The sequence below is a fragment of the Streptomyces sp. NBC_00028 genome, from assembly GCF_045041065.1.
In the GTDB taxonomy this organism is placed as follows: domain Bacteria; phylum Actinomycetota; class Actinomycetes; order Streptomycetales; family Streptomycetaceae; genus Streptomyces.
Genome location: NZ_CP108293.1, coordinates 1 through 24,557, shown reverse-complemented (window position 1 = coordinate 24,557; position 24,557 = coordinate 1). Strand labels below are relative to the sequence as shown.

Genomic DNA, 24,557 nt, shown 5'->3' with positions numbered 1-24,557 from the left:
GCCAGTGGATCGCTGGGCGTTTGCTGGGCGTCTCTGGATCTCGATATGGCGTTCGGGCGGTGGTTGGTTGCCTGTATCTGGCAGCCTTGCAGATCGCTGATGGGAGGGGACCCCGCTGTGACCGAAGTGCTGCCCGGCTCCGTCAATGCTGGCGACGACGATGCTGACCGCGTTGCTGTGGAACAGGAACGGGAGCGGCTGCGGGAGTTCGTCGAGGGGCTGAGTGCGGACGACATCAAGTCGGGTGGATGGTTCACGAAACTCTGCGCCCAGGCGTTGCGGACGTACACCGAGAAGGCCACCTGGGAGTACTTCCAGCAGAAGTACAAGGGTGTGCCCGCGGACGGTATCGTCGAGAGGCAGATCAAGCTGGCGGCAAAGAACGCCATGATTGAAGGCGGGCTCACCTCCAGCCTCTACACCGGAACGGTCGCCGCGACGGTCGGGTCGTTGGGCGGCGCCAGCGCTGCCACTGTTCCGGCCGGTCTCGTCACCTTCATGGTTGACCTGACGTTCATCACCCAGTTGCAGATGCGCTTGGCCCACGACATCGCGGTGATCTATCGGATTCCTCTGGACGTGGACGATCCCGAAGACATGATGAAGCTTGTCCGGGTGGCGTTCGGCATCAAGGCCGGAGAAGTGGCCCGCGGCAGTATGAAGTTTGTGCCCGGCCTGGTGCGGCAAGTCCTCAAGAAGTACTACTCCGGTCCAGTCCTTGCCGCTGCGAAAAGCCTTCCGATCGTCGGGAAACACCTCCTGCAACGCAACATCATCAAGTTCGGCATCCCCGGTGTGGGCATCCCCCTGACCATCCTCGTGAACCGCTACACGACCGTGGCTGCGGGACGCCATGCCAGGTCCGTGTTTCGTGACGAGGCAGGGGTGATCGAGCTCGCCGACACGTTGATCCGGGGCACGCGGCATCCGCGGCTGATGCTGTGGGTCGCGTGGCTCGTCATCAACGCGGACGGGAAGATCACTGAGGCCGAGAGCCTGCTTTTCCACCGGCTGACGCGGCTTGCCCGGGAACGGCATCAGATCGATGACGAGGAACTGGCCAACGTCGTCAACATCGATCCGGACGAGGTGTGGCGCCGTATCGACGCCGAGCCTGGGGATCTCCATGACGTTGTCGAGGCTGCCGAACGGGTCGCCGCCGCCGACGGGGACCTCAACCCTCACGAGAAGGCAGTCGTCGACGAGCTGCGGGACCGCTGCCGGCGACGCTGAACTCCACCGGTCGTCCGAAGTGACTGACAGCGTGCGAGGTGCACCCCAGGTCAGATGGCCGGCTTCCGAAGCAGGAATGTCGGCTCACCTTCTGCTGGCGGGAATCATCGCGACGGCCCTGTGGGTACTGAACTTGATTGGCTCAACCACACCGGCTACCTCTGGGCCTTCGCCGCCCTTCTTGGCGTTCTGGTTGAGGCTTATCGCCGTGTAGGCGCAGCCTTGCCGACGACACCCGGGTGCGAAGGCATGCGCTCCATGTGGACGGGCAGCGATCCCATGGAGGCGGATACGCGACCAGTTATTGAGAATCGAGACAGGTGCGCAGAGGATGACGGGAACGCAGTCGCCGAGCAGGCCGCTGACTGACGACCTCAGCGGGCCTCCTTGGATGGGGCCTGCCCTGCCCCCGCCGAGAGAATTCGTTCGCTGCCCGCCGCTGACACTTCTAGCCTGCGTCGGGTGATGACAGCTGATGACGTGTTGTTCGTCCTGGCCCTCTTGAAGCGGGCGGAGGCCGACGTCTGGGTCGGTGGCGGATGGGGCATCGACGCTCTGATCGGCGAGCAGACCCGAGACCATCGCGACCTGGACTTGATGCACCGGCAAGACCAGGAAGCCGCCGTGCTGGGGGCTCTCTCCGCGGCAGGTTTCGTGGAGAGCCTGAACTGGAGGCCCATCCGATTCGTCGTGACGGCTCCGGACGGCCTGGAGATCGACCTTCATCCGCTGGTCTTCAGTGAGGACGGCTCAGCAGTGCAGGCGTCGCCCGAACCGCAACGTCCCTTCGCCTACCCCTCCTCCTGCTTCGTGACGGGCACCATCCAGGGGACGCCCATCCCGTGCTTGTCCGCCGAGCAGCAGGTCTACTTCCATCAGGGATACGAACCAACGGAACGCGACCGGCACGACATGGCAGAACTTCGCCGCGTCTTCGGGATCGCCACGCACTTTTGACCCGCGCCGACCGGTGTCAAAACTCGGTTCTGGCACAGATCTTGGGAGCGGTCGCGGAGAGTTATCGCGGTGTTCGATTGCGAGGAGACGGATTCGCGTGAGACCGCGTACGCCTTGTCGTTCAGCGATCGGAATTGACGCTCCCTCAGGTCCCCGCCGCCCGCTGCTGCAGCCGGTTATGGCCGGTGATGGCGCTGGTCATGCAGACCGATGCAGCGCTCTGCGACTCGCTGGTGTTCGACGGAATCGACGATGTGGATGTCGAGGCGGTCACAGCCGCGTTCGGCACAGTCGAGGTGGTGGCGAGAGGCCGCGCGGTGGGGGCGGCATGTCCGGACTGTGGTCGCTTCTCGGACCGAGTCCACGAACTGCTATCAGTGCAGGCTGAAAGACCTTCCGCTCGCTGAACTGGGCTTCGTGATCCGGTTGACGGTCCGGCGCTTCATCTGCGGAGTGGCGGACTGCCCGCGCCGGACGTTCGCCGAGCCTTTCTCTCGGCTGGCTGCCCCGCACGCACGGTTCACCACGCGGCTCAACCACGCCCTGGAGCGAGTGGGGCTCGCGCTGGCCAGGCGGGCTGGCGCCCGGCTGGCTGCCCAGCTGGGCTCGGCGCGGGACGGATGACCTTGTTACGCAGGGTCATGACATTGCCCGATCCACGGTTCAGCACGCCGCATGTGCTGGGCGTGGACGACTTCGCGATCCGTCGCGGCCAGACCTACTCCACTGTCTTGACCAGCGTCGAAGACCATCGCGTGGTCGATGTGCTCCCGACCCGCGAAGCCGGGCCACTGAGCTCTTTCAGCGTTGCCGCTCCAGAGTGAGTACGGCTGCCGCGACTGACGTCATTCGATTCGGGCTGCAACGTGCCTTGCGGAAGATCCGCCATCGTTTGAGTCGTGCCGGGCCGCGCTCGACCGCTGCGCGGGCCTGGGACAGCGCTCGGTTGACTGTCCGTTGCGTCGGGGACAGCTCGCCTCTGGGCGGGCGTCGCCGTGGCGTGGTCACCCACGGTCTGGCGCCGATGTAGGCACAGTCGGCCAGGATCGGGACTCCTTGGCGTTCACAGATCCGGATGATCCGGTGGGTGCGGGCGGCGGTCAGGTCGTGTGTGCGGCCCGGCAGTGCGGGCGAGATCCACAGCAGTGCGCCGGCCGGGTCGGTGACCAGCTGCAGGTTCACTCCGTGCAGGCGGTGCTTGGCGGAGTAGTCGGCCCGGCTGTCGCCGACCCGGTCGCACTCCGCCAGGGTCCCGTCTAGCAGGACGTACTCCGGGTCGGTCTCACGCAAGACCTTCAGCAGTCCCGGGGCGCGCACGGCGATCAGGCCGATGACCGCAGTGGTGTACGCGTGTGCGGTACCGACAGAGATCCCGAAAGCGGCGGCGATCTGGGGCAGGGGTTCGTTCTTGCGCAAGTACACCAGGGCGACCAGGGCACGCTGGTGCGGAGGGAGCTTGCAGCGGCGGTCACCCTCGCGGGTGACGATGAGCATGGTGACCCACTCGACCAACGCATGCGGGAGGTCGAGTACGGCAGGATGGCGAATCAACGAGGCACCTGCGCTGACGAGTTGAGACTTCGAACACCTCCCTCAACGGCACGGGTGCCTCGTGCGCTGCGACCTCGACGCCGTCACCCCATCGGTGGCCACTCTGAAACAGCTCACTGGCCGCCTGGCTGATAGAGCACCCAGGCGTGGAGATCATTTGCCGGGACCGAGCCGGCGCGTACGCAGACGGTGCCCGCCGCGGTGCCCCCGCCGCTCTGCAGGTCGCCGACCGGTTCCATCTGTGGCAGGGCCTCGGCCGGGCCGTGGAGACCTGCGTCGCCGCCCACCGCGAGTGCCTGCGCAACCCGTCGCCGACCAGCGTGCTGCCAGGCACGACCCCTCCCGACCTCGGTCGGCCGCAGGACGACTCGGCGCCCGTCGGCCGGCGGGCCGAACGGAAGAAGGCAGCACACGCCCTGGTTCACGAGCTCCTCGCCCAAGGCCGCTCACGCCGGGCGATTGCCCGGCACCTGGGCTGGGGTCTCAACACCGTGCTCCGGTACGCGAATGCCGCACGCTGGCAGGACACCTTCCGCAAGAACCGGCCCCGATCCAGCAGGCTGGACCCCTACAAGCCCTACCTGGAGCGGCGATTCGCCGAGGGATGTACCAGCGTCACCCGACTGCACGGCGAGCTCATTGCCGCCAGCGCCCCCGTCACCCACCAGATGGTCCGCGCCCACATCGCCACCCTCCGCAGGACTCCGGCCACCGCGGCACCGCGGCCGCCGTCGGTGCGGCAGGTGACCGGCTGGCTCACCCGGCACCCCACGGTCCTGACCGAGGAAGACAGGGCTGGCCTGAAGGATGTCCTGGCCCGTTGCTCCGAACTGGACAAGGTCGCCGGACATGTCCGCGGCTTCGGCGAGATACTCACCGACCGCCTCGGCTCGACACTCCCCACCTGGATCGACGCAGTCGACGCCAGCCAGCTACCCGGCCTCACCGGCTTCGCACTCCACCTGCATCGAGACTTCGACGCTGTGACAGCCGGGCTCACCGTGGACTGGAACTCGGGCAGCATCGAGGGTGCCGTGAACCGCATCAAGAAGATCAAGAGGCAGCTCTACGGCCGAGCCGGATTCGAACTCCTCCGCAAAATGATCTTGCTTCAGTAGCTTTCGCGACGGTGTTGGTGTGTCGCTGGTCGGCACGTGAGAGGTCAGAGTTCGGTCGTCCAGATCCCGACAGGGTGCTCACTCGGGGGTAGCCACGACTGAGGCTGTGAGTCCCGATGCCTCGCCTCAGAGTGTTCTTTCCAGTGAAAGCGGTCATTCGCGTCGGGCCACACGACTTGCAGCACAGGGAAAGGAGGCCGCCGGCAGAACCCGATGGCCCGCCCGAAGAAGGTCCGGTACCAGCGGAGATCGACCTGCCTGAGCGCAACTTGCTGACCGTTGACAATGTCAGCATGGCTCTGGCCGCCCGCCAGTACAGTGCCCGCGGCGGACTTCGCTCCGAGCCTGTTGAGCATGCGGTGCATGTCATAGATATCGGTGGCCGGAACGCCGCCTGCTGCTCGCGGCGGTGGGTGACGAGGGCCTTCAGGGCCCGGAAGGAGGCGTACGGCGAACGGTCACGGTGACCGCAGCGCGAACGTATCCGGATCGCTCCCTACGATCAGACAACGGTCATTCTTTCGGCCGTTCACTGGGGTCAAAGGATTTTCGGTCTGACTCTCAGTCAAGGAACTGTCCCGCGAGGACGACGTCGCTGCCGCGATCGCCCCGGACACCCTGCGCTGTCCCGCCGTCGTCGCGAAGGTTGAAGCGGCAGGCAAGGTGGAGGTCGTCGAGGAGCTGACACGAGACGAGTCCGTTGCCGCGGAGGTGACCTCTGGTCTGCTGCGCCGCCCGGACGTCGCGTCCAGGCGATGGGCGACGATATTCGGACTGCGGCTTGGTGGCGTGGGGTCGCGATATTCCGGGTGTCGTGACGGAGGGCGTTCGTGGACACTGCGCGGATGGGTGGTGACGGTTCCTGGTGGCTGCAGGAGAAGGCTCTGCGGCATGTGGCGGGCCTGTCGGTCGGGCGCCCGCTCGATTCGCGGTTGCGGTTGACGATGAACTTCCATCCCGACCGTTTGGTGGGCGGGCGTCCGGTCCTTCTCAGGATGGCGGAAGACGGCGTCTACCGCTCGCAGTTCGTGACCGGCACCAGCAACGGCGGTCTGAGTGCGTATCGGGGTGGGGACCGGTGGCGCTGGGAGAGCCGTATCTTCGGTGGTGCCTATGACTGCGCCGCAGCTGACGAGCGGCCGGTCTACGGCGCGCTGAATTACCGGCACGCCTCCATCGGCGGGGCGCCTCGGTTTGGCTCCTCGTACTTCAGGCTCGCCGCCCACACCCTCGAGCGTGCGACGTTCTGCTACCCGGACAGCTCGACGGGACCTTCGGCGTTCGGTGTCGCGACCCGGTTTGCTCTGATCGACCTGGCCGAGGCCGACGCGCTGGACGCCTTGGACGGTCACATCGAGGCACAGATCCACGGGACCCTCAGGCTCGACCGTGATGTGGAGGCACTTGTCCTGGACCCCAGCTACCGCGGGACAGCCGTAGATGCCGATGCCCGCAGACTTCCGTGTCCTGTCGAATGGCACCCTGGCTACCACCTGACCGTGGAGCATCTGCGGCGCCACCCGGACTACCGCGGACAGAAGTACGTCGACCTGGGCGCCGAGCTCGCGGCCAACGGCAGCATCGATCCCCGCATGATCGGCGAGGCGGCCTCCTGCGGCCGTTACGACCCGCAGGACCTCAAGAAGGTCTGGCACTGCCTGGCGCGCTTCGGAGCGCCGCCCCTTGCGCGCATTGAACCCTCGGGCCTGGTCGCCACCTGCTGCTTCCCGGAAGCGGGGAGTCGGTGAACGCCGCGTTGGCCTTCGTGGGACATCACTGCGGCCTGGTGATCACGGGCATGCCGGGGTCGGTGGGACCGCCCCGTCTGGTGTTGTTGCCGCGTTCCAGAGCGCGGTCGAGGGCATCGTGCTTGTCCTTGGCCCTGGTGAGGCTGACGTGGAGTCCTTGGACTTCGCCGAGCCAGCCATTCGTCCGCGCATCTGCGATGCACTCGGCGAGGTTGCGGATGATCTCGGCCAGCCGGGGCCGCTGCCTGGGGGAAACCCGTGGCATCGGGCAGCGCTGGCACGAGTGCTCATGCTGGCACGGGGCTGCGTAGGGCCGTGTGCAGTCGCCGAGCTCCAGCTTGCGGGTGTGGAAGTTTTCCTGGAACGCGCGCATGCTGGCCAACTCGTTGCAGCGCACCCGGGTGACATACCTGCCCCGCCCCCTGACACCGGACGGCGGGCCCTTCGACCTCCTCGCCGAGGTCATCGGGGTCCTGGTCGAGGGGGCATGCACGTCAGCGCCTGTTCCTGAGCCGGTCATGTCATGTGGGCGTAGTTGTCGAGGCGTGGACGGATGTGGACGGTGGACGTTTCCTTGCGGGGGCAGGATTCTTTGCCCAGGTCATGAGAGTGGAGGCGAGCGTTGGCCCGGCCGCGCTGCTCGGGGCCTGCTGGCTGATGGGCGGTTCCTCGGCGTGGTGCTGCCCGGGGTGTTCGTGGTGTGGTGCCGGTGCGGACCTGTTCGCTGACGAGCGGTCGGCGGGTCAGGGTGGGACGGCTGTGCGGACGGTGATGGTCGCCCTGTCGGTAGTGGTGGTGGCGGCGCTGGGGGCCGGGCTGTCGCCGGCCGGCTGAGTCGGCACTGTTCGTGAGGGCTGGCGGGCGTTTGTCAGGAGGTCTGGGGGACGGCGCGGTTGAGCGGTTCCAGGTTGCCGTGCAGGGCGGCGTGGAGTGCGGCGGCAAGTTCGCGGGCTCGTTCCTCGCTGGGGACGTTGTGCATCATGAAGTAGATCGGTCCTGTGTAGGCGTCCGCGCCGACCTCGCGGGTGTGGATCAGGCGGAGGATCGCGGCTCGGATGGCGTCGTTGACGGTGTTGTCGGCGGGGTGTCCGGGGCCCGCGGTGAGGGTGTCTGCCTTCACGGTCCAGCGGGGGCCGTCGGATTCGACGGCGACGAACACGACGCCGTGCGCCATGGCCTGCCGGTATGCCTGGTGGAAGGCCTTGGTGCCGCTGGCGTTGGGGATGAGGTGGGCGGGGCAGGGAACCGGTAGCGGCTGCATGAGTGCATTGTGCAAGAGGTCGGGAACGTTCACGTTTGTTGACACCCGAAGGGTGTGGGAGGCGGCGGATGGCCGGTCCGGTCATGCGCCTGTGCGAGGTAGTGGGGGCTGATGTCGCGGCGTTCGGCGGGCCGGGCGGTGCGGCGGGTCAGCCGCCTGGTCATGAGGGTGATCGCCGCCCATGTGGTCAGCGACTCGCTGACCACCGACTTCCCGTCCGCTCAGTCTGGGGGCGATTTCCTGCATTGGGTGGGGGACTGGCACATCGGACAGGGCTGGTGGCGGGTCGAGTAGCACCACTGCACCCTGGTCGCGGCCTCGGCCACTCGCATGGTCCTTCGAACTTGATCGTCAAAACGGGAACTGCCCGAGAGTAAGGGGAGCTTCGTCTGATGCTGAGTCCGGCACAGAGACATAGGACAGGCGAAGGCCGCGGGGTGGGGTTGCTGCATCAAGGTGTAGGGGGAGAGCGGTTGGTGGTGGCGCCCCGGTACCGGGACGATCTATTCGGCTGCCTGACCGGGGCGCGGGGACGAACTGTTCGAGTTGGTGGACGCGCTGCTGTGTGCGGACGGGCCGGTGAGGGCGGTGGACCTGACGCTGGTGGCCGAGCATCGGCGCGGGTACGGCGCGATGTACGACGCGTTGAACGGCGGGAACGTCGATGTGCCCCGCCTGCGGCAGGTGCTGGCCGGCTTGCCCATGCCGCAGGCCGCCGACGGGCGTCTGGTCCTCGCGGTCGATATCAGCCACTGGCTCCGCCCGGGCGCCCCGGCCAGCGCTGACCGCCTGTTCTGTCACGTCTATGGCCGCAGTGGCCGGTCCTTGGACCAGTTCGTGCCCGGCTGGCCGTACTCGTTCGTCGCCGCCCTGGAATCGGGTCGGACGTCTGGGTGAGGGGGCCTCCAGGAGGAGTCGTCCTGCGGCGTCAGGACCGAGCGGGCCGGCCACGGTCTCGGCCGTTCGCGCGGCGGCTTGAGCACGAGGCTGCACCTGGCCGTCGAGCGGCGGCGAAAGCCCATGCCCATCGTGATCACCGCAGGGCAGCGGGGTGACCCGCCGCAGTTCGAGGTCGTCCTGGGTCGCATCCGGGTTCCTCGCCTGGGGCAGGGCAGGCCCCGCACCCGGCCGCGCCGGGTCCGCGTGGACAAGGCGTACGCCTCTCGCAAGTACCGCGCCTACCTGCGGCGACGCGGCATCCTCTGCGCCGTCCCGGACAAGGTTGACCAGGCCCGTAACCGCAAGAAACGCGACTCCCGTGGCGGCCGGTCGTCGGAGTTCGACGCGGTCGACTACCGTGAGCGGCCCGCGGTCGAGTGCGGTATCAAACCGCCTCAAAAGGCACCGGGCCGTGGCCACGAGGTAGGGCAAGATCGCGGTTGGCTACGAGGCGACCGTCCTGGTCGCGGCCATCAAGGAGTGGCTGTGACCAGGCGGCTCAAGACGGGAAGTACGCCCTGCAGGTCGTTGTCGTCCACCGTGAAGGTCGCTGTTTCGCGCGCTCCGGCCGATGCGTTGAACGCCACGCTCAACCCGACGGATGCGAACAGTGGCAGGTCGGAGCGGCTGTCTCCGACTGCCCCGCACGAGCGGGGAGCCAGTCCCAACTCCCGTGCCTGCGTGAGGGCGAAATCTCGTTTGTCGTACTCGTCGAAGTGACGGGCGACCCGGCCTGTGAACTGGCCGTCGGTGGTCTCCAGCCGTGGTCCGCTGAACGCGTGGAAGCCGAAGCGGTCAGTGAGGTAGCTGCCGACTGGCGACCAGGCGAGGGTTGCCAGTACGGGCACCAATCCGTTCTGCCAACACCAGGCCACCGTCTGCGTGATGCCCGAGACCAAGGGAAGCCCGTCGAGCCAGCCAGAGACCTGGTCTTCGGGAACTCCCGCCCAGCCGGCGGCGTCCAGCTCGGAGACCTGCCGATTGTCCAGGACGCCGGAGGCGTAGGCGTCCTCGGCCTTGGCCAACTCGTCCCGATGGCCAAGGAAGCCAGCCAGAAAGACCGACGAACTCGTACCTGGGACGAGGGTGCCGTCGACATCGAAGAACACGGCGCCCGCATGATCGGATGAGAACACCGGCCAAGGATGCCATTACCTCGCGCAATGCCGGGTCGGTCAGGGCGCCCCTCCTACTTCCGACACCCTTTAAAGGCCCTTTAAAGGTGGTCTAAGCCGTAGCAGGTCCGCCGGGGCGGAAAGTCGCTGGGTAGGGCGCTCCACTTGCAGCCGGTGTCGACGACGTAGCGGATCGCGTCGACGATCTCGCGCCGCGGATGTGCTTCGGGGCGCCCCCCTTGGGGGTCTCGCAGGCCGGGGGCCGGAAGCGGGTGACCACACCCGAGACGTCGTGACCGGCCCAGTCGGCTGCCTCTCGTAGATGTGTCGGCGCCGGCTGCGGGGCGATGCCGGGGCTTCGTGACCGGCTGGGCGCTGGCCTATGAGGTCATGACCGGCATCACCTGACCCGCCGACGACACCGTCCACCCGTCCGTGGTGTGCCTGGCCCTTGCCCCTCGCAGGCTGGACTGTCATTCCGGCCGTCATCGCGCAGCCGCCGGCTACGTCATCACCGAACAGATCCAAGCTCATCGCCCGCTAGCTCGACGACGTCCTGGACGAGCTGCGCCGCCTCACCGAACGGTCCGGCAGCCCGCCCGGATCCTCCGGGAGCGGCCCATGATCACTCTGCACGAGGCATACGAGCAGGGCAGCGACGAGGTCAAGGCAGCCATCAGGGCCTTCGGCGAGCGTCACCTGGTCTGACCAACCCGAGGGTCGCTCCCTTTCGCGAGCATGTGGCCAGGGCCTGCGAACTGACCGCGAAGGCCCTACGCGCCGACAGAGCGCCAGGATCGGACGATGCAGCGCCTGGTTCCTGAACATGCACCTGCTCTCCTACAGATCCAGTTCCTCGACGTCTACCTCTCAAGATCGACGTTCTCGCCCGTAGCCCGCGTGCAGGCACTGCCGCAGCCTCTCCGGCGCCATCAACAGCCGGTCCCTGTCGGCGAGCTGAGCAGAGGCGAGTCCGGAAAAGAATCTTGATGCGCGCAGGCAGCACTTTGGGCTGTTTATTCGACTCCATGATGTGAACAGCCTTTTGGGGTACGGAACAGGATGGCTCGGGCCGCTCGTCGGCCGGCCCGGGTTCTGGCTGACGGTGTGTCTGCTTGCCGCTCTTGCGGGTGCTGCCGCGTTCCTGGCGGAATGGAAGCGCAGGACCACCCTGATCGCGTTGGTACAGAAAGCCCCGCACGGCACGGTGGTCGTCCAGGAACGAGGCCGCGGGGGCCCGCCATGCAGGTGTATGTCGGCGTTCCATCAGAAGCGGATCAGGGGGAGAACGGTGTGACGCAACGACGTCAGGACAAGGCGGAGCAGGTGTCCGCCTTATGGGATCTGGAAGCGGCCGGCTTGACCCGCTACGCCATGGTGCGGACCGGCGGTGATCAGGCCGCAGCCGAGGATCTTGTGCAGCAGACGTTCATGGCCGCTATCCAGGGGTGGGAAAACTCGCCGATCTGGACGCGGAAGCACGTCGCAACTGGCTGCGCAGCGTGTGCCGCAACAAGTGGATCGACGGCTTGCGCCGAGAGGCCCGCGGGGAAGGCCTGCAGCCTGAACTGGGCCGGCTGTACTCCCGCGTCGGACCCGACCCGGTCGATGCGGTCATTGCCCGGGAGGATCTGGAGCGCTGCTGGCAGGTGATTCGCGAACTCCAGCCCAGGCGCAGGCAGGTCGCGCTGCTGTACTTCATCGAGCAGCAGTCTGAGCTGCGCATCGCGGACCTATTGGATATTCAGCCCTCAGGTGTCCGCAAGCACGGGGCAAAGACCCGGGAGGCATTGCGCGCGGTGGTCGGCGGGATTTTTGACGCGGAATCAGTCGAGACGGGTACGTCTCAAGAGGGAGAGGGGGAGCTGGCATGACGGACAACGAGCAGGGCCGCTCCATCGACACCGACATCATGATCGGTAACCTGTTGCACCAGGCCGAGGCCGCCGTGGTCATTGATGAGGAGAGCCTGGCCCGGCGCAAGCAGGAGCTGCTCGGCTGGACGTCAGAGACCGACGACACTGCGTCCGCACCTGCACCGTCGCAGCCCGATGAGAGCCGCGAAAGCCCGAGGACGGCAGGTCGGCCGCACCGTGGCGCAGACGACCCGGATCGCCCGCTCAACGAAGCGGTGTTCCTGACCGTCGCAGAAGTCGCGTCAGTCATGCGTGTTTCCAAGATGACGGTCTACCGTCTGGTCAGCAGTGGTCACCTCCCCGCGATCCGCGTCGGCCGGTCCTTCCGCGTTCCCGAGCAGGCGGTGCACGAGTACCTGCGAATCCAGTACGTCGACATCGAGCACACCGAACCCATAGATCGCCCCTGATGCGTGCCCCCCGGGCGGATCTCGCCCGGGGAGGCGCCCTCTGGCGTACAGGGGTCCCTCATGAGCGCGGCAATTTAGTGTCCGCCGCCCTGTGACTGTGCCGAAGGGTCCTGCCATCGGGTGCCGTGGACACTCGTTGTCCTATGTCATCGGAGCTTGAGTGCGTGCCATTGCACCTTGATCGACGCGAGTCTGTGTCACCGAAGATTGGTCACTCTCGGTCGAAGCGGCTGAGGTGCTCACGGGCACGCAGGGCAGGCACAGGGGGCACCTGTTCGCATCGACTCTGCTGGGATGTCGACTTCTGGACGGGGGATTCGGCTACCGGCAATGCTGTGCGGATGTTTCGACGTGGATGGCGAGCGTGGCGGGATCGTCGCGCGTACCAGAACCGGGCTGTAGCCGTCCGGATGAACGAGTTCTTCGACTCACTTCCGGAGCGGAGAAGGGCCGCTCCCAGCGACGTCGCCCACCTCTACGCCCGCACGCTCTACCCCAACTACGAGCGCCTCCTGAACGCGAAGGCCACCGCTGCCTGCCCGTACTACGTCGGACTGTCCTCCGAGTTGGGGAGCTTCACTCACGTCACCAAGAGGATCGCCTTGGTCGCGGACACGATGCTGCTGTCCGACCACGGCATCGGATCGGTACACGAAATCGGGCAGTACTCTCGCGACTCTGGTGGCGGCAGCGTCATGGGGACGTACGGAGAAGAGGAGATCCTGCCATCCGTCACGGAGACATATCACTACGGAATGGTGACCAGCGATCTTGCCCAGGTGGGACGGTGGCTCCTGGACGCTGAACCCCTCCTGCGGAGCGGGCTTGCCTGGTACTTGCCGGTCTACACGCGAGGACGCTCGGGGTTGAGGCATAGCGACGACGGCAGCAATGACAGCAGACCGGGGCCTCTGCCCTCGTTCAGTGACCGGTCCATCGACTTCGTGGTGTCGCATGGCCGAGCTGTAGATCTGGCGGGAACCAAGCCCCTTGCCAGCCGTGTGGTTCGACCGGTCCTGGAGATCGATCTGCCCTTCATCGACGGTCTCAGCCTCACCGACTTCGCTCAGGTCACCAGGGAAGAGTTCGATTCCTATCGCCTGTATCGCGACTTCATGCGTTCCCGGCTCCTCGAACTCGACGACGCGCTCGAAGCGGTGGATTCCCAGGTGGCCCTGGAACGGATCGCGCTCTCCATCCGTGACGAGGTTAATGCTGCTACCGCGCAGATGAGCAGCGCGGCCCGGTCCCGGGCCCTCAGCAGCGCTGGCGCTGTACTAGGTACTACGAGCGCCGTCCTTGCCGCAGTCCGCCCTGAGGCTCTACAGGGTGCGCTCGGTGTCAGCTCGACGCTCGCGGCCGGTGCCACTGGCCTGTGGCCGACCATTCAGGCCTTCGCTGACACCAGACTCAAACGCACACACGGCAAATGGCACTACGTATGGGCCCTACAGAAGAAGGCTGCCCGCTGAGTTGCTCGGCACCTCCTTTCGACGACACGCAGACTTGCGTCACTCAAGGTTCAGTCCGTGTGGACGACGGCAGCCCTGATGGGCTACGCCCCCGCAACCGTCCGGATGGATGTGCGTTGAGCAGGCATGATCCTTTCCCTGTCTCCTGCTCCCCGGCATGGTGTGCGCCGTGGCATCGTCACCTTGCTGGCGTGCGCCGTGCTGACGGCGGTCCCGGTGCCGGCGGGGGCCGCACCCGTCGCATCTGCCACCCAGTCGTCGATCACCGCCGTGAAGAAGTCTTCTGACTTCCCGGACGTCGACTGGATCGTGTGCGAGATCAACAAGGAACGCGCGGTCAACGGCGTCCCCGCGTTGACGATCGTCGACCGGGCCTCCACCGTCGCCAACGCACACGCGGCCGACATGTTCCAGATGAACAAGCTGACCTCGGTCGGCAGCGACGGCCGCACCCTGCGGGACCGCCTGAACGACGCCAGCATCTACTCCCGCGTCATCCAGGAGTTCATGTTCTACGGATACAAGAACAACGGGTACTTCGCGGACATGGCCACCGACAACACCCCGGCCAACACCTTCTACAAGGCTCTGATGAGCCAGGACATTGTCGCCTTCGGCATGGGCGAGGACAACATGTACACGGACGTCATCCTTCTCGGCTATCACCGCAGGCTGGGCCAGCGCGATGCGGTCTGTGAAGACTCCGCCTCCCTGGGGTGACACCGCTCAGGTCGCACGCTGCTAACGTGCTCGCTCTACTGCCCCCTGCCAATCGCAGGGGGCAGCCGTAGAAGGAGATGCGACCCGGCGCCCCAATGCTCGCGCGTGGTGCTCCCACCCCGTCCGCCGTCGACCCAGGCAGAGCCGAGCAGACGCGGCCCCTGGCGTCCAGGTCGTTCGTACAGTGGCGCGCTCCACCTGGACGCCAGGAACCACGCCCGCTCCACGGTGTGTGGGCCGACGGCAGACGGGATGGGCTTCGGGGTGAGCGGTGGGTCGAGGACGAGGCAAGCCAGCAGGCTTCATCCACATATGCGATCTTCCGAACTGAGGCCTACCAGCCAAACTGCACAGCGTGCATGCTGTCGGTGTGGCCGAGCGGTGCCCAGGTTCATCGCAGTCCACTCTCACTTAGGAGGAGTGTTGACGCTGCGGACCTTCAGGGGCTTTAACGGCAAAGCCGTGGTCTATTCCGATCGAGTCGAGATCGAGCGAGCGCTGAGCGCGAGGGTTGGCGGTGCGAAGAGCAGCGTCATTCCTTTCACTCAACTCGTCAAGGTCATATCGAAGCCACCCACACGCTGGCTCAACGGCTGGGTCTACCTCGCCACGGACCCGGACCCGGCGCATCTGGACTTCTGGACCGACCCTCCGAAGACCAAAGTTGGAGGCAACCCTCAAGCGATTGTGTACACGTGGTTCCAGCGTGACACCCAGGCTGAGTTCATCGCCGCAGTAAGTGAGGTACTGCCGGAGTCCTCTCGGCGGCCGACGGCGGACCCGTTGTTGATCGCTCTCGCTGATGCCCTGGCGAACCTCATGGTCTCCATCGACTTGAGCGACGACGACGTTGATCCGGATGTCTGCGTGCCGTGGCTCGAAGACGTCGCGTCCACTCTCAACCAACTCTCCGCCGATGATCGGCACAGGCTTGCTCGGATGATCCGCGAGGTAGCCAGCCGGGAGCCCGATGCCCAGAGGCAGGCGGCGCTCATCGAAACGCCGGACCGTCTCGGGCTCGAAGGTTCGGATGACGAATGAGTGAGTCCGTGCCCCACCTGTGCCCGTTCGGCCGGGAAACAAAGGGGAACAGCAGTCCTTGACGGTCAACACTCACATGAACGGCCCCTGACCGATCTAGGCGCCTTCTGGACGGCCGGGACGCGGTACGCACCGGGCTGAAGGAGCTGGAGGCCCACCGTTACCTGGTCCGTGAACGCCACAGGCGGGATCGACGGCACCCTCGGCGGTCAGGTACCTGCGTTTGGGTCCAGCTGACCCGCGTGTCCGAGAGTGTGATGGGCCACCACGCAGGCGCGGAGGAGCCCCTCCCCGAAGTGGACGGCGAGTGAAGCGCCACGACGGTACGATAACGCCCTTTTGAAAGCAGCTCTGGCCCCGGCTCGGTGAAGCTCAGGGGCCGGGAGCCATCAGGCCGGTGCGCTGTGCGTAGTTTTCCAGTGGCTCCGCTGACGCCCACCATGACCTGTAATAGTCCCGAAAGGAATTGACGGCTTCAGCCGTCTCCAGGCTGTGTCCGCTCATGAAAGATCCATCCGCAGTCAGGAGCAACAGGACCGCCGTGTCGTCAATGATCGCCATATTGACCGCGTCGACACCGCTGTTGGTGGTCACCACGCGGGCGTGGTAGTTGCCAAGATCGCGCATCTCCTCGTAGTGCTCTCGCAACCACAGACGCATCTCGCTCCGTCCGGGCTCCTGGTCAGGGACACCAATGATGCGGTGGAATGAGGCGCCGGGGTTGCGACGAGTCCAGTCGGCCGCAGCCCTGAAGTACTGCTGTGCAGCAGGGGATTGGAAACTCGGCGGCGGTGTGTTGCGCACGTAGCTTGTGTAGACGTGACGCTCGGCAGTGCGCACAAAACGGGCAAACGACAGGAAGAATTCGTCACTGGTGCGATAGTGCGTGGAAGCTGTTGGGGCCTGCCGATCACGGACCTCAACAACGACTGACAACAGGACATAGAGCACTGCATAGATGAGCGGTATTTGCCACTTCACGTCCCATGCGAAGAGGTTTGCGACAATCGACCCGCCAATCACGAACAGAAGAGCTAGCAACAGCAACTTCTGTTCAAGGGATTGCAGATTGACCACCGGTCGCATGCACCCCACCCCCATCGTGCCTGCACAATGCCTGCGGTCAGGCACATGGCGCTTCGTGTTTACCCCTCAAGCCGAGACAGAATGCGGGACCGCAGGCGATCGGAAAGCGGACGACACACTTCTAGCGCCAGCTGGTCAGTCGCTTTGCGAGTCCGTCCACCTGACGCGCTGCTGGGGTGTGGTGGCAGGCTGCCAGACGGGTGCGGAGGGCCCGTCGTGTAGGAGGTCGGTGAGGGAGGCGGTGTAGATGGGCACGCTGGCGCGGAAGACGGGCCCGGTCAGTCGTGCACTCGCGGTCAGAGCGGTGAGGCGGTTGGCCACACCGGTGGGGCCGGTGCCGTCCAGGACGAACAGCAGCCGCGGGAAGATCGGGTAGCGGCGCCACCAGTCCTCTTCCGCCAGTGTTTCGCGCATCGGGGCGCGGGCCCGGCCGGCGGTCACCGGCACGTAGGTGAACAGCCGTTCGTAGGCGCGGATTTTCGCGGCGAGCCGCTCGGGCCCCATGGTGGCGCGGTCGACTTCGACGCGCCCGCAGCATCACCCCTCACCCTCACTGTCGCCCTCATCGAGACGGCGCCGGTAGTAGAGCAGCGCGTCCGGGATGACGGCCTCTCCGCTACCCAGCGGGTGGTGGACTTCGGGGAGCCAGTCCAACGGCCGGCACACATCCCCACACCGGCGGGCATCCGCAACGAACGCGAGCCCGGTCTCGGTCACGGTCAGGCCGTGTCCGGCCCGCAGCCGCACAGCGGTAGGGTCCGCGCCCAGCCAGGCGGGCCGCCACCCGCGTAACTCGGGCCATTCAGCTGCGACTTCGGCCCCGTAGTCGGTAGTGAACCACACCCGGGTCCGACCCACCTGCGGCAACGTGATCCGGTCGACGAGGCCTTCCGCGCGCAGTTTGGCCAGCCTGCGCCGGGTCTGCTCGATGCGCACCTCGGGTGCGAGCAGCCGGTGCATCTGCTCGGTGGTCGCCATCCGGTACTGCGCCAGCACCGCCACCGCGAGCCGGTCCCCGCCACCCGCATTCACACCCGCACCCGCACCCGGATCCGTATCCATCGTCAGCGAGCCCCTCCATAGATGCCGACACCGACTTTGTCTGGCGCCGTGCCCACCACCCACGACATCAGCTGCCCCTGACCACAACGGTGACCACGAGGGCCTGACCAGCGTCACGATGCGATAACCCCGCCCACAACCAGCCCCATAACCCGGCCGTTAACCCCGCCGAAGACCCCACCCACAACAGCCCGCACCTCAACGCCGTCTGATGGAGTGTCCGCAGCTCACCACACCTGACCAGGCATGGCCTGCAGCCCGACATCCCCCTCTGCACACCCCCCACGCCCCCACAAGCAAAAAAGATAAGGAGAAGGAAAGGGCGGGGACGGGTGGGGCGTGCCTCGGGGGATCGGCGCGCCGTCCCCTTTTTCTCGTTGCGCATCGGCCGGGGCCTCCGCGCCATGGCCGGACACAGCCGGCCCGCAGTCCGGGCCAGGCGGCAGGGAGCAGCCCGCCGACCTTCCAGCCGGCGCGCTACCCCGGGTCGGCCGCCCCACCCGACAGCTACCGCGCGCGAAATAGTGGCTCTGGCCCAACCGTGTGGAGGCGTCAGCAGTGGCAGTGCACCCGTACCACAATCGTGGCGCCGGGCAGTTGCGACAGGTAGGCCTCGCTGCCGGGCCATACAGCGGGTCCTGGGGGATCGTGAGGACACGATTGCGGGTCGCAGGACGCGTGAACAGCACTTCTTCCGTCGCCCTCAAGCCACCAGCCGTCCACGGTGAGTACGTCAGTGTCCGGCGGACGTTTCCAGGAGAACTCACGGATGTAGTCAGCACGACTGCGGGAGAAGCCGATGACGGGATGCTCCGTATGGAACGGGGCGCCCGGAAACCCCAAGCCGAGACTCCAGGGGTGATCGAGGTATGCCTTGATCAGTGGCTGGGCCCGGTAGGCGGCGACCATTCCGTCGGCCCACGGGCCGCCCGGGAACGCATGGGGATCCTTTCGCCAACGCTCCACGAAGACTCGAGGGGCAGCGCTGGAGGATGTATCCCGGACAAGCGTTGCCACAGGTCCCAGGACGCAGCTGGCGCTCGCTGGGAAGCGGCTTGAGGCCGCGAGAAGTCGAGCAGGGCACGCGGTCCACCGGCACAGACTCCCGGAGCGCTTAGAGCAGGAGTGCCGTCGTATCGAGGCTCGTCATGGACCAGCCGGGGATCATCCTCGTATCCGCGCACGACCGCGAACCCCCGACCGTCGCTGCCACCCAGGACGCGACGTGAATCCCACATACCGCGACCCGGGGGGTTGTCACCGTTCAGATCGAACGGCGCGAGAGCAGCGCCGAGCGCCCCCTCAATATCGTCCGCGACCCCGGGCGGCAGACACACCGTCACGGTCAGGCCGGCCATACGCTCTCCCCGCTCTGTCGACGCACAGCATGATCACACCGAACAGCTCCGTTGGGCATGCCGATTTGGCGGCGAGCAGGTTTCCCCGACCGTGCGGAGCCAGACCCGGCTCAAGCGCACCGCCCGGTCGACATCCGCAAAGGAGCCGCAACCAGCATCCCCCGACCACAGAAGCTAAGCCCGAACCCGTTCCCGCAGCCAACCCGACACATCCCCACACAAGCGAGCCGGCACCAGCCCGCCGACACCGCTTCCGACAACAGCGCGCGACCAAACGAGCGCACAGCCTCCCTCAAACGGCAAGCCATCACCTACGATAGACGGGTTTGCCGACCCACCGGATCTGCCGTTCCCCGCCAGCAGGCAATCCCATCCACAAATAAGGCGTGGTGGCGCAGCAGAATACGGAGCACCTGAAAAGAGGCGCGGCGCCACCTATTTCCTGCCCTGACTTCCCTGAATTCTTTGCGCGCGGTCTGCTCCGCAGACGCGTCGCGCCGCCGCTACGCGGCGGATACCCGGGCTGCTCCGCGCCCGGACAGGATCGGCAGTGGCATCGCTACGCGATGCACGAAGCAGGGGCGGCCCGCTGATGCGGACCGCCCCTACCTCGCTTCTCTACGACGCTCCGCGTCGAACGCGGGTGGGGGTGCCGGGGTCCTCAACCGGCGCCCCCACCCACCCTGTCCCGCGTCCGGCGGTTCACGGGGCAGCTACAGGACGGTGTAGGCCACCGGCGGATAGACCGACTCACCCTCGTCGTCCTCGTCGCTGCCGTGCAGCCCGAACGCGTCCACGAACACCGCCGGTTCACGCTCACCGATCAACTCGGCCGCCTCCGACGCGGTGCACTCGCTGAGCATGCAGTAGGCCAAGTGCCAGGCCCGGATGACATACGCCGCACCCTCCGCCTCCGGCGCAGGGGAGCGCAGGTACAACGTGCCGTACGACAACGGCTGCGCCAGCCCCACCATCAGCAAGAACGCCATGTTGTCCAGGTACTTCTCCTCGGCGCCCACGAGATCGTCCAGGCCGCCGTCACCCTCCACGGTGATACGGAGCGCCGCCGCCAAGGGCTTCTCCTCGCCGTCCATGGTCACGCCCAGCCGCACCACGTGCTCGCCCAGCGTCAGACGGCCCATCAGACGGGCTAGCACCGCATAGCCTCCTCACGGGCCTCCGCGATCCGCGCCGGAGAAATCGGCTTCAACTTCGCCATTGCACTACCCTTCGTTTCCTTTTTCGGGAATGTACGCCCAGTGAGGTTGCCGCCTTACCGGGTAGCCCAATTGTATTTTCCGAACAGGCCTCAGAGAATAGAGAGTTGAGATATTCCTGGAAAACCAGCCATGGCCTATCGATCACCCAATAAGCAGAATGTTTCCAACGCCTATAAAACCCAAGGGAGTTCGCTACATTGCGCTACGCAGCGGCGGCAGGGGTAGTGAATCAGGCCAGAATCAATCGATTGAGCCAAACTGACACACATTCAAGATGGCCGGAAACGCGTATCCCCGAGAGCAGGGGGGACAGGCCGTCCCTGTAGGTGCCTCTGACGCGCCCGGAGGGGGCGTCAGGTTCTGTGGCGGACTGCGGAGCAGGCCGCCACAGAACGAATCTGACCGAAGGTCAGATGACCGGATCACGGAGTGATCCGGTCATCGTCACGGAGTGACGATCCATCAACGCCCTTGCGGAGTGGTGTTGTGTGGTGTTTTGTCGGTGGGGTTTTGTTGCTGGGGTGTCAGTGGCAGACCCGGTTGTTTGTGCTGGTCAGTGCCTGATGAGGGCTGACAGAAGCTGCTGAGGCTGTGCTGACAGCTTGTGCAGAGTGTGCTGGTCGGCTGGTTGCCGATCGCTATCACGCTGTGGCCGCAAGGAGCGTTGTCTGCTGTTCTCGTGGGGTGCGGGCCAGGCGGGGTCGCCGGTCAGCCGTGTGATGGCGGGGTGGATGCCGGCGGTGGCTGCGAGGTCGTAGAGCTGGTTGTGGTGGTGGAAGTTGGTGTGCTGGAACAAGCGCCGACTGCTGTAGGGGTGTCCGCTGTGGTGTTGCCAGGCGCGGGCTGCGATGAGTGCGGAGCGCGCCCATACGGGTATGGGGTGCCAGGTCCGGTCGGGGAGCGGTAGCGGCCGGGGTGGGGCAGGGCCAGGGCGGTCGCGTCCGGGGCGAGGTCGGTGAGGCGGACACGCGCGAGTTGCTGGGGTGTGGGCTGGCCGCAGGCGAGCTGGGCGGCGAGGAGCCCTGCGTGCAGTGGATGGCCGACTTGTTGCAGCCACCCGACGGCGTGGGCTGCGGGCTCTGTGTCTGCGGTGTTCGGGCCGTGTTGGGCGAGGGCGGGCCGCTGTCCGCAACGGCGTAGCCGCTGCTGGGCGGCTTCCTGCTCGCTGATGAGGGCCCAGGACGCCTCCCGCCATGCCTGTGCCCGGTCGTTGAGCCTCTCGGGGGTGTCGTGCCAGACGAGGGTGAGGTGGATCCCGGTGCACCGCTGGAGGCGGGTCAGCTGCATCCAGCGTGCGGGGGTCTGGGTGTGGGCGCGTAGGAGGATGAGGTGGCCGATGCGCTGTGCGTGGATCCAGCTGGCGGCCGCGGTCCAAGCGGGGCGGACCATGTCGGCCCATGCCGCGCGGTGTCGGGGGACGTCGGCCTGGTGGCGGGGGAGGGTTTTACCGAGCGCGGCCAGGACGTCCTGGGCCAGGCCGGGCGGGTGGGAGGCTGCCGGGGTGGGGTGGACGACCAGGCGTCCCGCGCCAAGCCGGTGCGCTGCGAGTGCGGCCTGAGTGAAGGCTGGGTCATCGCCGGTGTCGAGGAGGACGGTGAATGCTGCTCGTACCGCATGACGTGATGCTGCGCCCGGGTCTGTCCTGTGCCGACTGCCTGGCTTCACTGCTACATGCCGCCGATCTTGCTGTAGACCCAGTGGACCAGGGCTTCGGTGACCGTGTCCGCGCCGGTCTTCCTCATCCCTGCCACGAGGTGGTGGGTGATGTTGGCCCAGTTGCGGAAGCTGCCGTGCGCGGCTTCGGCGTCGACCGCATCGATCAACCCCGGTTCAGCTGTGGCCCACACCGGATGGAAAGCCGCGATGACCTGCCCTACCTCCGGCTTGGGGATGCGGTCGAACTCCTGCCAGATGTACATCCGTGAGGCGAGCATCGGCTCACGCCGCAGCACCCGATAGCAACTGTCGCCACCGGCGAAGACGACCGCGATGTCCGTGTGCCGGTCATCCCACAGATGACGCCAGAACTCGAACCCGGTGCGGCTCATCCACTGGGCCTCGTCGCAGACCAGGACCCGGAACTGCTCGGCGAGGACGTTCTTCAGGAGCGCGTCGAACTCGATCGGACGCTTGGGCGGCTCACCAGGCAGGCGCAGAGCCTTGAACAGTCCGTGGCGGATGTCACGCGGAGTGGGACCGGACCGCAGTTCCAGACGGTAGGTGATGTCAGGCGCCAAGGCCCGCAGCGCGGAGTTCACGGCCATGGTCTTGCCGTATCCGGCCGGCCCATAGGCGCACATCATCGCCTTGGCCTCGATGACCGCCTCGATGTTGTCCCGAGTGGTCAGCAACGCCTCGGTCCCCACCAGGTGCGCTGCCTCCAGGCCGAGGAAGTGGTCCTCGCGCTCGTCAGGCAGGCGTCCGTAAGCCAGGTCAGTCCTCATCGCGCCATCCGTCCTGCTGCTTGGGATCCACCAGCTGCACCCAGTGCTCCGGCGCCGGGCCGTGGGGAATCAGACCCGGCCGGGCCAACTGGCGCCTGTCCCGTCGCGCCCCGCCCTCCAATTCTCCGGCTGCCTCACCGCGGGCCGGGGTACGGCTGCGTTCGGCCGGGCCGGCAACGGTCTGCGCCTTGAACCGCTCCCGGCGCAGTTTCTCAGCGGCTTTGAGATCAGCCCGCAGGCGGCGGGCCGATGCCGTGCGGGCGGCTCTGAGCGCACGGACCTGCTCCGCCGTGGCGGCCTCGGCCAGGTACGCGCTGCCCAGATGCGTGCCGTCGGCAGCGAAGACCTCGATGACGTCGTCATGGTGAGGCAAGTGCCGGATGGAGACGCGCGTGCCGGTCCGGCCGACCATCCAGTCGGCGATGTAGTCGCGGCGGTGCCACCTGATGCCGTGACTGGTGATGGTCCGCTCCCGTCCATCGCTTTCGAGCGAGAAGTGAGCCAGCCGCTCGGACGGAGCCTCAGCCAGCGGGGTGGCATCGGCCATCCACGCTTCCAACGGGGTCCTGCCCTCCAGGCCGGCAGGCCGGTGCTGGCTGTTCCACCAGTTCACCCAGCCCAGCAGCCCGGCCACGAAGGCCTCGAAGGCGAGAGCCGGCGCGTCCGGGTCAGCGCTCTTGCCCCCAGTGAGTTTCTGCCGGTGCAGGTAGCGGGGCAGGAGGACGAAGTGCATCTCCTCGGCTGCGTCGTTGAGCGCCTCGACGGTGCCTTTCAGATGCGGCGTGTACGGGGGCAGATCCACTACTGCGACGGCGAAGCCACCCATGGCGGCAGTCACGGTGCGGCACAGGAATTCCTTGCCTCGGTCGACCCGGATGGCACCAGGGAGCCCTCCGGCCGGACCGTAGGGCTCACGCCGGTCGATCGCGCACCGCAACGAAGCCAGCACCGCGTCCCGGCTGGGCGCATGAGGAGTGACCGCAACACCGACAACCACCCTGGTCGCACAGTCGATGAACCACGTCACCCAGGGACAGACCAGCTCCCCTTCGACATCGACCTCAACGGGAACCCGCTTGTGGTCGCCTTCCCAGACAGCGTTGCGGTGGACGGGCGGCCGTCTAGCGAAGACGTCGTGCACCCGCCGACCTGCTTCACCCTGGCGCAGCCCGGCCCGCTCACCCGCCGTCAGGTCCCGGCGGATCGCCCGGTGCAGGGTCGCCAACGACGGCACCGGCCCGCTGGCAGGATCCAAGCGAGCCCGCTCGACCAACTCGGCGTGAACGCGGGAAGCGTTGCCGCCCCACAGGGCCAGCAGCGTGCGCACTTCCGGTGTCACCGTGAACCGCGCCGCAGAAACGCGGCCGTAGCGGCCTTCCTCTCGCGCGGCGAACAGCCACCGCCACACCGTCCGTTCGGAACGCCCCAACGCCTGCGCCACCAGGCGGACATGAGCAGACGTCAGTTCATCGCGGTCATCGAGGTCGATCAGGCGCTGCACCGCGGCGGTCCGGCCCACCTCGGCCGGCACCCTTCCCACGCGCTGCCGTGCATCTGATCTGTCTTCGGCCATGCATCAGTACTCTCACACCGTTGGCAGAGTTCTGACGGGCTTCGGCATCGCGATGACAGTAGGTAGATACATCTGCTAGCAGCGCCCACAGAGGAATGATCGAGAATCCCCGACCCCGGACCCAGATCTGATGCTGTGTCAGCATTTAGTGACGAGACGTCAACTTCCCACCGCTGACCCCTAGTTGCTGCTTCTTCCGGAGTTCGCGGAGCGGACTCCGGTGCCGGATCGCGGAGCGATTCGGCTTCCGGGCCACGGAGTGGTCCGGTCCGGCGGAGCCGCCGGGGAGGCGGGCGCGGAGCGCCCGCAGGGGGAAGCCGCGTAGCGGCTTCG

General features: G+C 66.6%; 25 protein-coding genes and 3 pseudogenes. 14 read left to right on the top strand and 14 right to left on the bottom strand.

Going from position 1 to position 24,557, the window contains the following annotated elements:
• Positions 1-117 precede the first annotated feature (117 nt).
• A complete protein-coding gene (locus OG885_RS00140; protein ID WP_405724227.1) occupies positions 118-1,233 on the top strand; it encodes a TerB family tellurite resistance protein in 1,116 nt (371 codons plus the stop codon).
• Positions 1,234-1,698: 465 nt separating this feature from the next.
• A complete protein-coding gene (locus tag OG885_RS00135; RefSeq protein WP_405724225.1) occupies positions 1,699-2,190 on the top strand; it encodes a nucleotidyltransferase domain-containing protein in 492 nt (163 codons plus the stop codon).
• A gap of 801 nt (positions 2,191-2,991) precedes the next feature.
• On the opposite strand, the gene OG885_RS00130 is transcribed toward OG885_RS00135, so the two are convergent.
• Positions 2,992-3,741 (bottom strand): transposase family protein, encoded by a 750-nt coding sequence (locus tag OG885_RS00130; protein WP_405724223.1) that lies wholly within the window; start codon positions 3,739-3,741, stop codon positions 2,992-2,994.
• Positions 3,742-3,887: 146 nt separating this feature from the next.
• Between OG885_RS00130 and OG885_RS00125 the strand changes: the two genes are divergently transcribed.
• Positions 3,888-4,859, top strand: a complete 972-nt coding sequence (locus OG885_RS00125) for a transposase (protein ID WP_405724221.1) — start codon at positions 3,888-3,890, stop codon at positions 4,857-4,859.
• Positions 4,860-4,903: 44 nt separating this feature from the next.
• Here the strand turns inward: OG885_RS00125 and OG885_RS00120 are convergent, their stop codons facing one another.
• The gene (locus OG885_RS00120) at positions 4,904-5,215 is read right to left on the bottom strand and encodes a DUF4262 domain-containing protein (RefSeq protein ID WP_405742502.1); all 312 of its coding nucleotides are present in this window, start codon (positions 5,213-5,215) and stop codon (positions 4,904-4,906) included.
• A gap of 217 nt (positions 5,216-5,432) precedes the next feature.
• Between OG885_RS00120 and OG885_RS00115 the strand changes: the two genes are divergently transcribed.
• Both OG885_RS00115 and OG885_RS00110 read left to right on the top strand, forming a co-directional pair.
• Positions 5,433-5,801, top strand: a complete 369-nt coding sequence (locus OG885_RS00115; RefSeq protein ID WP_405742500.1) for a DUF6192 family protein — start codon at positions 5,433-5,435, stop codon at positions 5,799-5,801.
• A complete protein-coding gene (locus OG885_RS00110) occupies positions 5,705-6,607 on the top strand; it encodes a DUF3626 domain-containing protein (protein ID WP_405742499.1) in 903 nt (300 codons plus the stop codon). Before OG885_RS00115 ends, OG885_RS00110 begins: the two co-directional genes overlap by 97 nt.
• Positions 6,608-6,632: 25 nt before the next feature.
• On the opposite strand, the gene OG885_RS00105 is transcribed toward OG885_RS00110, so the two are convergent.
• Both OG885_RS00105 and OG885_RS00100 read right to left on the bottom strand, forming a co-directional pair.
• The gene (locus tag OG885_RS00105; protein WP_405724219.1) at positions 6,633-6,980 is read right to left on the bottom strand and encodes a hypothetical protein; all 348 of its coding nucleotides are present in this window, start codon (positions 6,978-6,980) and stop codon (positions 6,633-6,635) included.
• Between the two features lie 495 nt (positions 6,981-7,475).
• The gene (locus OG885_RS00100) at positions 7,476-7,868 is read right to left on the bottom strand and encodes a hypothetical protein (RefSeq protein WP_405724217.1); all 393 of its coding nucleotides are present in this window, start codon (positions 7,866-7,868) and stop codon (positions 7,476-7,478) included.
• A gap of 111 nt (positions 7,869-7,979) precedes the next feature.
• On the opposite strand from OG885_RS00100, the gene OG885_RS00095 reads away from it, so the two are divergent.
• The 3 genes and pseudogenes from OG885_RS00095 to OG885_RS00085 all read left to right on the top strand — a co-directional run.
• A complete protein-coding gene (locus OG885_RS00095; RefSeq protein ID WP_405724215.1) occupies positions 7,980-8,162 on the top strand; it encodes a hypothetical protein in 183 nt (60 codons plus the stop codon).
• Between the two features lie 143 nt (positions 8,163-8,305).
• Positions 8,306-8,759 (top strand): annotated as a pseudogene (locus tag OG885_RS00090) (transposase); the annotation flags it as partial.
• Positions 8,760-8,843: 84 nt separating this feature from the next.
• Positions 8,844-9,134 (top strand): annotated as a pseudogene (locus OG885_RS00085) (transposase); the annotation flags it as partial.
• A gap of 146 nt (positions 9,135-9,280) precedes the next feature.
• On the opposite strand, the gene OG885_RS00080 reads toward OG885_RS00085, so the two are convergent.
• Positions 9,281-9,943, bottom strand: a complete 663-nt coding sequence (locus tag OG885_RS00080; RefSeq protein WP_405724213.1) for an HAD family hydrolase — start codon at positions 9,941-9,943, stop codon at positions 9,281-9,283.
• Positions 9,944-10,038: 95 nt separating this feature from the next.
• A pseudogene (locus OG885_RS00075) lies at positions 10,039-10,227 on the bottom strand (transposase); the annotation flags it as partial.
• A 1,143-nt stretch (positions 10,228-11,370) separates the two neighbouring features.
• Here OG885_RS00075 and OG885_RS00070 point away from each other — a divergent pair.
• From OG885_RS00070 to OG885_RS00050, 5 genes are all read left to right on the top strand, one after another.
• A complete protein-coding gene (locus OG885_RS00070) occupies positions 11,371-11,796 on the top strand; it encodes an RNA polymerase sigma factor (protein ID WP_405724211.1) in 426 nt (141 codons plus the stop codon).
• A gap of 257 nt (positions 11,797-12,053) precedes the next feature.
• A complete protein-coding gene (locus OG885_RS00065; RefSeq protein ID WP_405742497.1) occupies positions 12,054-12,248 on the top strand; it encodes a helix-turn-helix domain-containing protein in 195 nt (64 codons plus the stop codon).
• A 410-nt stretch (positions 12,249-12,658) separates the two neighbouring features.
• On the top strand, positions 12,659-13,720 hold the full coding sequence (locus OG885_RS00060; RefSeq protein ID WP_405724210.1) for a hypothetical protein: 1,062 nt from the start codon (positions 12,659-12,661) through the stop codon (positions 13,718-13,720).
• Between the two features lie 126 nt (positions 13,721-13,846).
• Entirely contained in the window at positions 13,847-14,440 is a 594-nt protein-coding gene (locus tag OG885_RS00055; protein WP_405724208.1) for a CAP domain-containing protein, read from the top strand.
• A gap of 423 nt (positions 14,441-14,863) precedes the next feature.
• Positions 14,864-15,481, top strand: coding sequence for a hypothetical protein (locus OG885_RS00050; protein ID WP_405724206.1), 618 nt, complete (start codon positions 14,864-14,866; stop codon positions 15,479-15,481).
• A 372-nt stretch (positions 15,482-15,853) separates the two neighbouring features.
• Here OG885_RS00050 and OG885_RS00045 read toward each other — a convergent pair whose 3' ends face one another.
• The 5 genes from OG885_RS00045 to OG885_RS00025 form a co-directional block, all read right to left on the bottom strand.
• A complete protein-coding gene (locus tag OG885_RS00045) occupies positions 15,854-16,567 on the bottom strand; it encodes a hypothetical protein (protein ID WP_405724204.1) in 714 nt (237 codons plus the stop codon).
• Between the two features lie 135 nt (positions 16,568-16,702).
• On the bottom strand, positions 16,703-17,071 hold the full coding sequence (locus OG885_RS00040; RefSeq protein WP_405724202.1) for a hypothetical protein: 369 nt from the start codon (positions 17,069-17,071) through the stop codon (positions 16,703-16,705).
• A gap of 33 nt (positions 17,072-17,104) precedes the next feature.
• The gene (locus OG885_RS00035) at positions 17,105-17,629 is read right to left on the bottom strand and encodes a replication-relaxation family protein (RefSeq protein ID WP_405724200.1); all 525 of its coding nucleotides are present in this window, start codon (positions 17,627-17,629) and stop codon (positions 17,105-17,107) included.
• 2,071 nt (positions 17,630-19,700) lie between these two features.
• Complete coding sequence (locus OG885_RS00030) at positions 19,701-20,144, bottom strand: hypothetical protein (RefSeq protein ID WP_405724198.1); 444 nt, start codon at positions 20,142-20,144, stop codon at positions 19,701-19,703.
• A 771-nt stretch (positions 20,145-20,915) separates the two neighbouring features.
• Entirely contained in the window at positions 20,916-21,596 is a 681-nt protein-coding gene (locus OG885_RS00025; RefSeq protein WP_405724196.1) for a hypothetical protein, read from the bottom strand.
• A gap of 18 nt (positions 21,597-21,614) precedes the next feature.
• Between OG885_RS00025 and OG885_RS00020 the strand changes: the two genes are divergently transcribed.
• Positions 21,615-21,830 carry a hypothetical protein gene (locus OG885_RS00020; RefSeq protein WP_331729501.1) on the top strand — a complete coding sequence of 72 codons (216 nt, stop codon included), beginning with the start codon at positions 21,615-21,617 and terminating at the stop codon, positions 21,828-21,830.
• A 44-nt stretch (positions 21,831-21,874) separates the two neighbouring features.
• Here OG885_RS00020 and OG885_RS00015 read toward each other — a convergent pair whose 3' ends face one another.
• The 3 genes from OG885_RS00015 to OG885_RS00005 all read right to left on the bottom strand — a co-directional run.
• Entirely contained in the window at positions 21,875-22,651 is a 777-nt protein-coding gene (locus OG885_RS00015; RefSeq protein ID WP_331728792.1) for an ATP-binding protein, read from the bottom strand.
• Positions 22,641-24,224, bottom strand: coding sequence for a Mu transposase C-terminal domain-containing protein (locus OG885_RS00010; protein WP_405724193.1), 1,584 nt, complete (start codon positions 24,222-24,224; stop codon positions 22,641-22,643). Before OG885_RS00010 ends, OG885_RS00015 begins: the two co-directional genes overlap by 11 nt.
• A gap of 145 nt (positions 24,225-24,369) precedes the next feature.
• Positions 24,370-24,557: hypothetical protein (locus OG885_RS00005; protein ID WP_405724191.1), on the bottom strand; the 188-nt coding region annotated here is incomplete at its 5' end.

Bases quoted from the DNA above. Each gene is read 5' to 3' on its own strand.
- OG885_RS00045 (WP_405724204.1), bottom strand. From the start codon at position 16,567: ATGCGACCGGTGGTCAATCTGCAATCCCTTGAACAGAAGTTGCTGTTG.
- OG885_RS00060 (WP_405724210.1), top strand. From the start codon at position 12,659: ATGAACGAGTTCTTCGACTCACTTCCGGAGCGGAGAAGGGCCGCTCCC.
- OG885_RS00135 (WP_405724225.1), top strand. From the start codon at position 1,699: ATGACAGCTGATGACGTGTTGTTCGTCCTGGCCCTCTTGAAGCGGGCG.
- OG885_RS00025 (WP_405724196.1), bottom strand. From the start codon at position 21,596: ATGGTCCGCCCCGCTTGGACCGCGGCCGCCAGCTGGATCCACGCACAG.
- OG885_RS00010 (WP_405724193.1), bottom strand. From the start codon at position 24,224: ATGGCCGAAGACAGATCAGATGCACGGCAGCGCGTGGGAAGGGTGCCG.
- OG885_RS00120 (WP_405742502.1), bottom strand. From the start codon at position 5,215: ATGCTCAACAGGCTCGGAGCGAAGTCCGCCGCGGGCACTGTACTGGCG.
- OG885_RS00055 (WP_405724208.1), top strand. From the start codon at position 13,847: ATGATCCTTTCCCTGTCTCCTGCTCCCCGGCATGGTGTGCGCCGTGGC.
- OG885_RS00040 (WP_405724202.1), bottom strand. From the start codon at position 17,071: ATGGGGCCCGAGCGGCTCGCCGCGAAAATCCGCGCCTACGAACGGCTG.
- OG885_RS00035 (WP_405724200.1), bottom strand. From the start codon at position 17,629: ATGGATACGGATCCGGGTGCGGGTGCGGGTGTGAATGCGGGTGGCGGG.
- OG885_RS00015 (WP_331728792.1), bottom strand. From the start codon at position 22,651: ATGAGGACTGACCTGGCTTACGGACGCCTGCCTGACGAGCGCGAGGAC.
- OG885_RS00095 (WP_405724215.1), top strand. From the start codon at position 7,980: ATGTCGCGGCGTTCGGCGGGCCGGGCGGTGCGGCGGGTCAGCCGCCTG.
- OG885_RS00100 (WP_405724217.1), bottom strand. From the start codon at position 7,868: ATGCAGCCGCTACCGGTTCCCTGCCCCGCCCACCTCATCCCCAACGCC.
- OG885_RS00110 (WP_405742499.1), top strand. From the start codon at position 5,705: ATGGGTGGTGACGGTTCCTGGTGGCTGCAGGAGAAGGCTCTGCGGCAT.
- OG885_RS00105 (WP_405724219.1), bottom strand. From the start codon at position 6,980: ATGCGCGCGTTCCAGGAAAACTTCCACACCCGCAAGCTGGAGCTCGGC.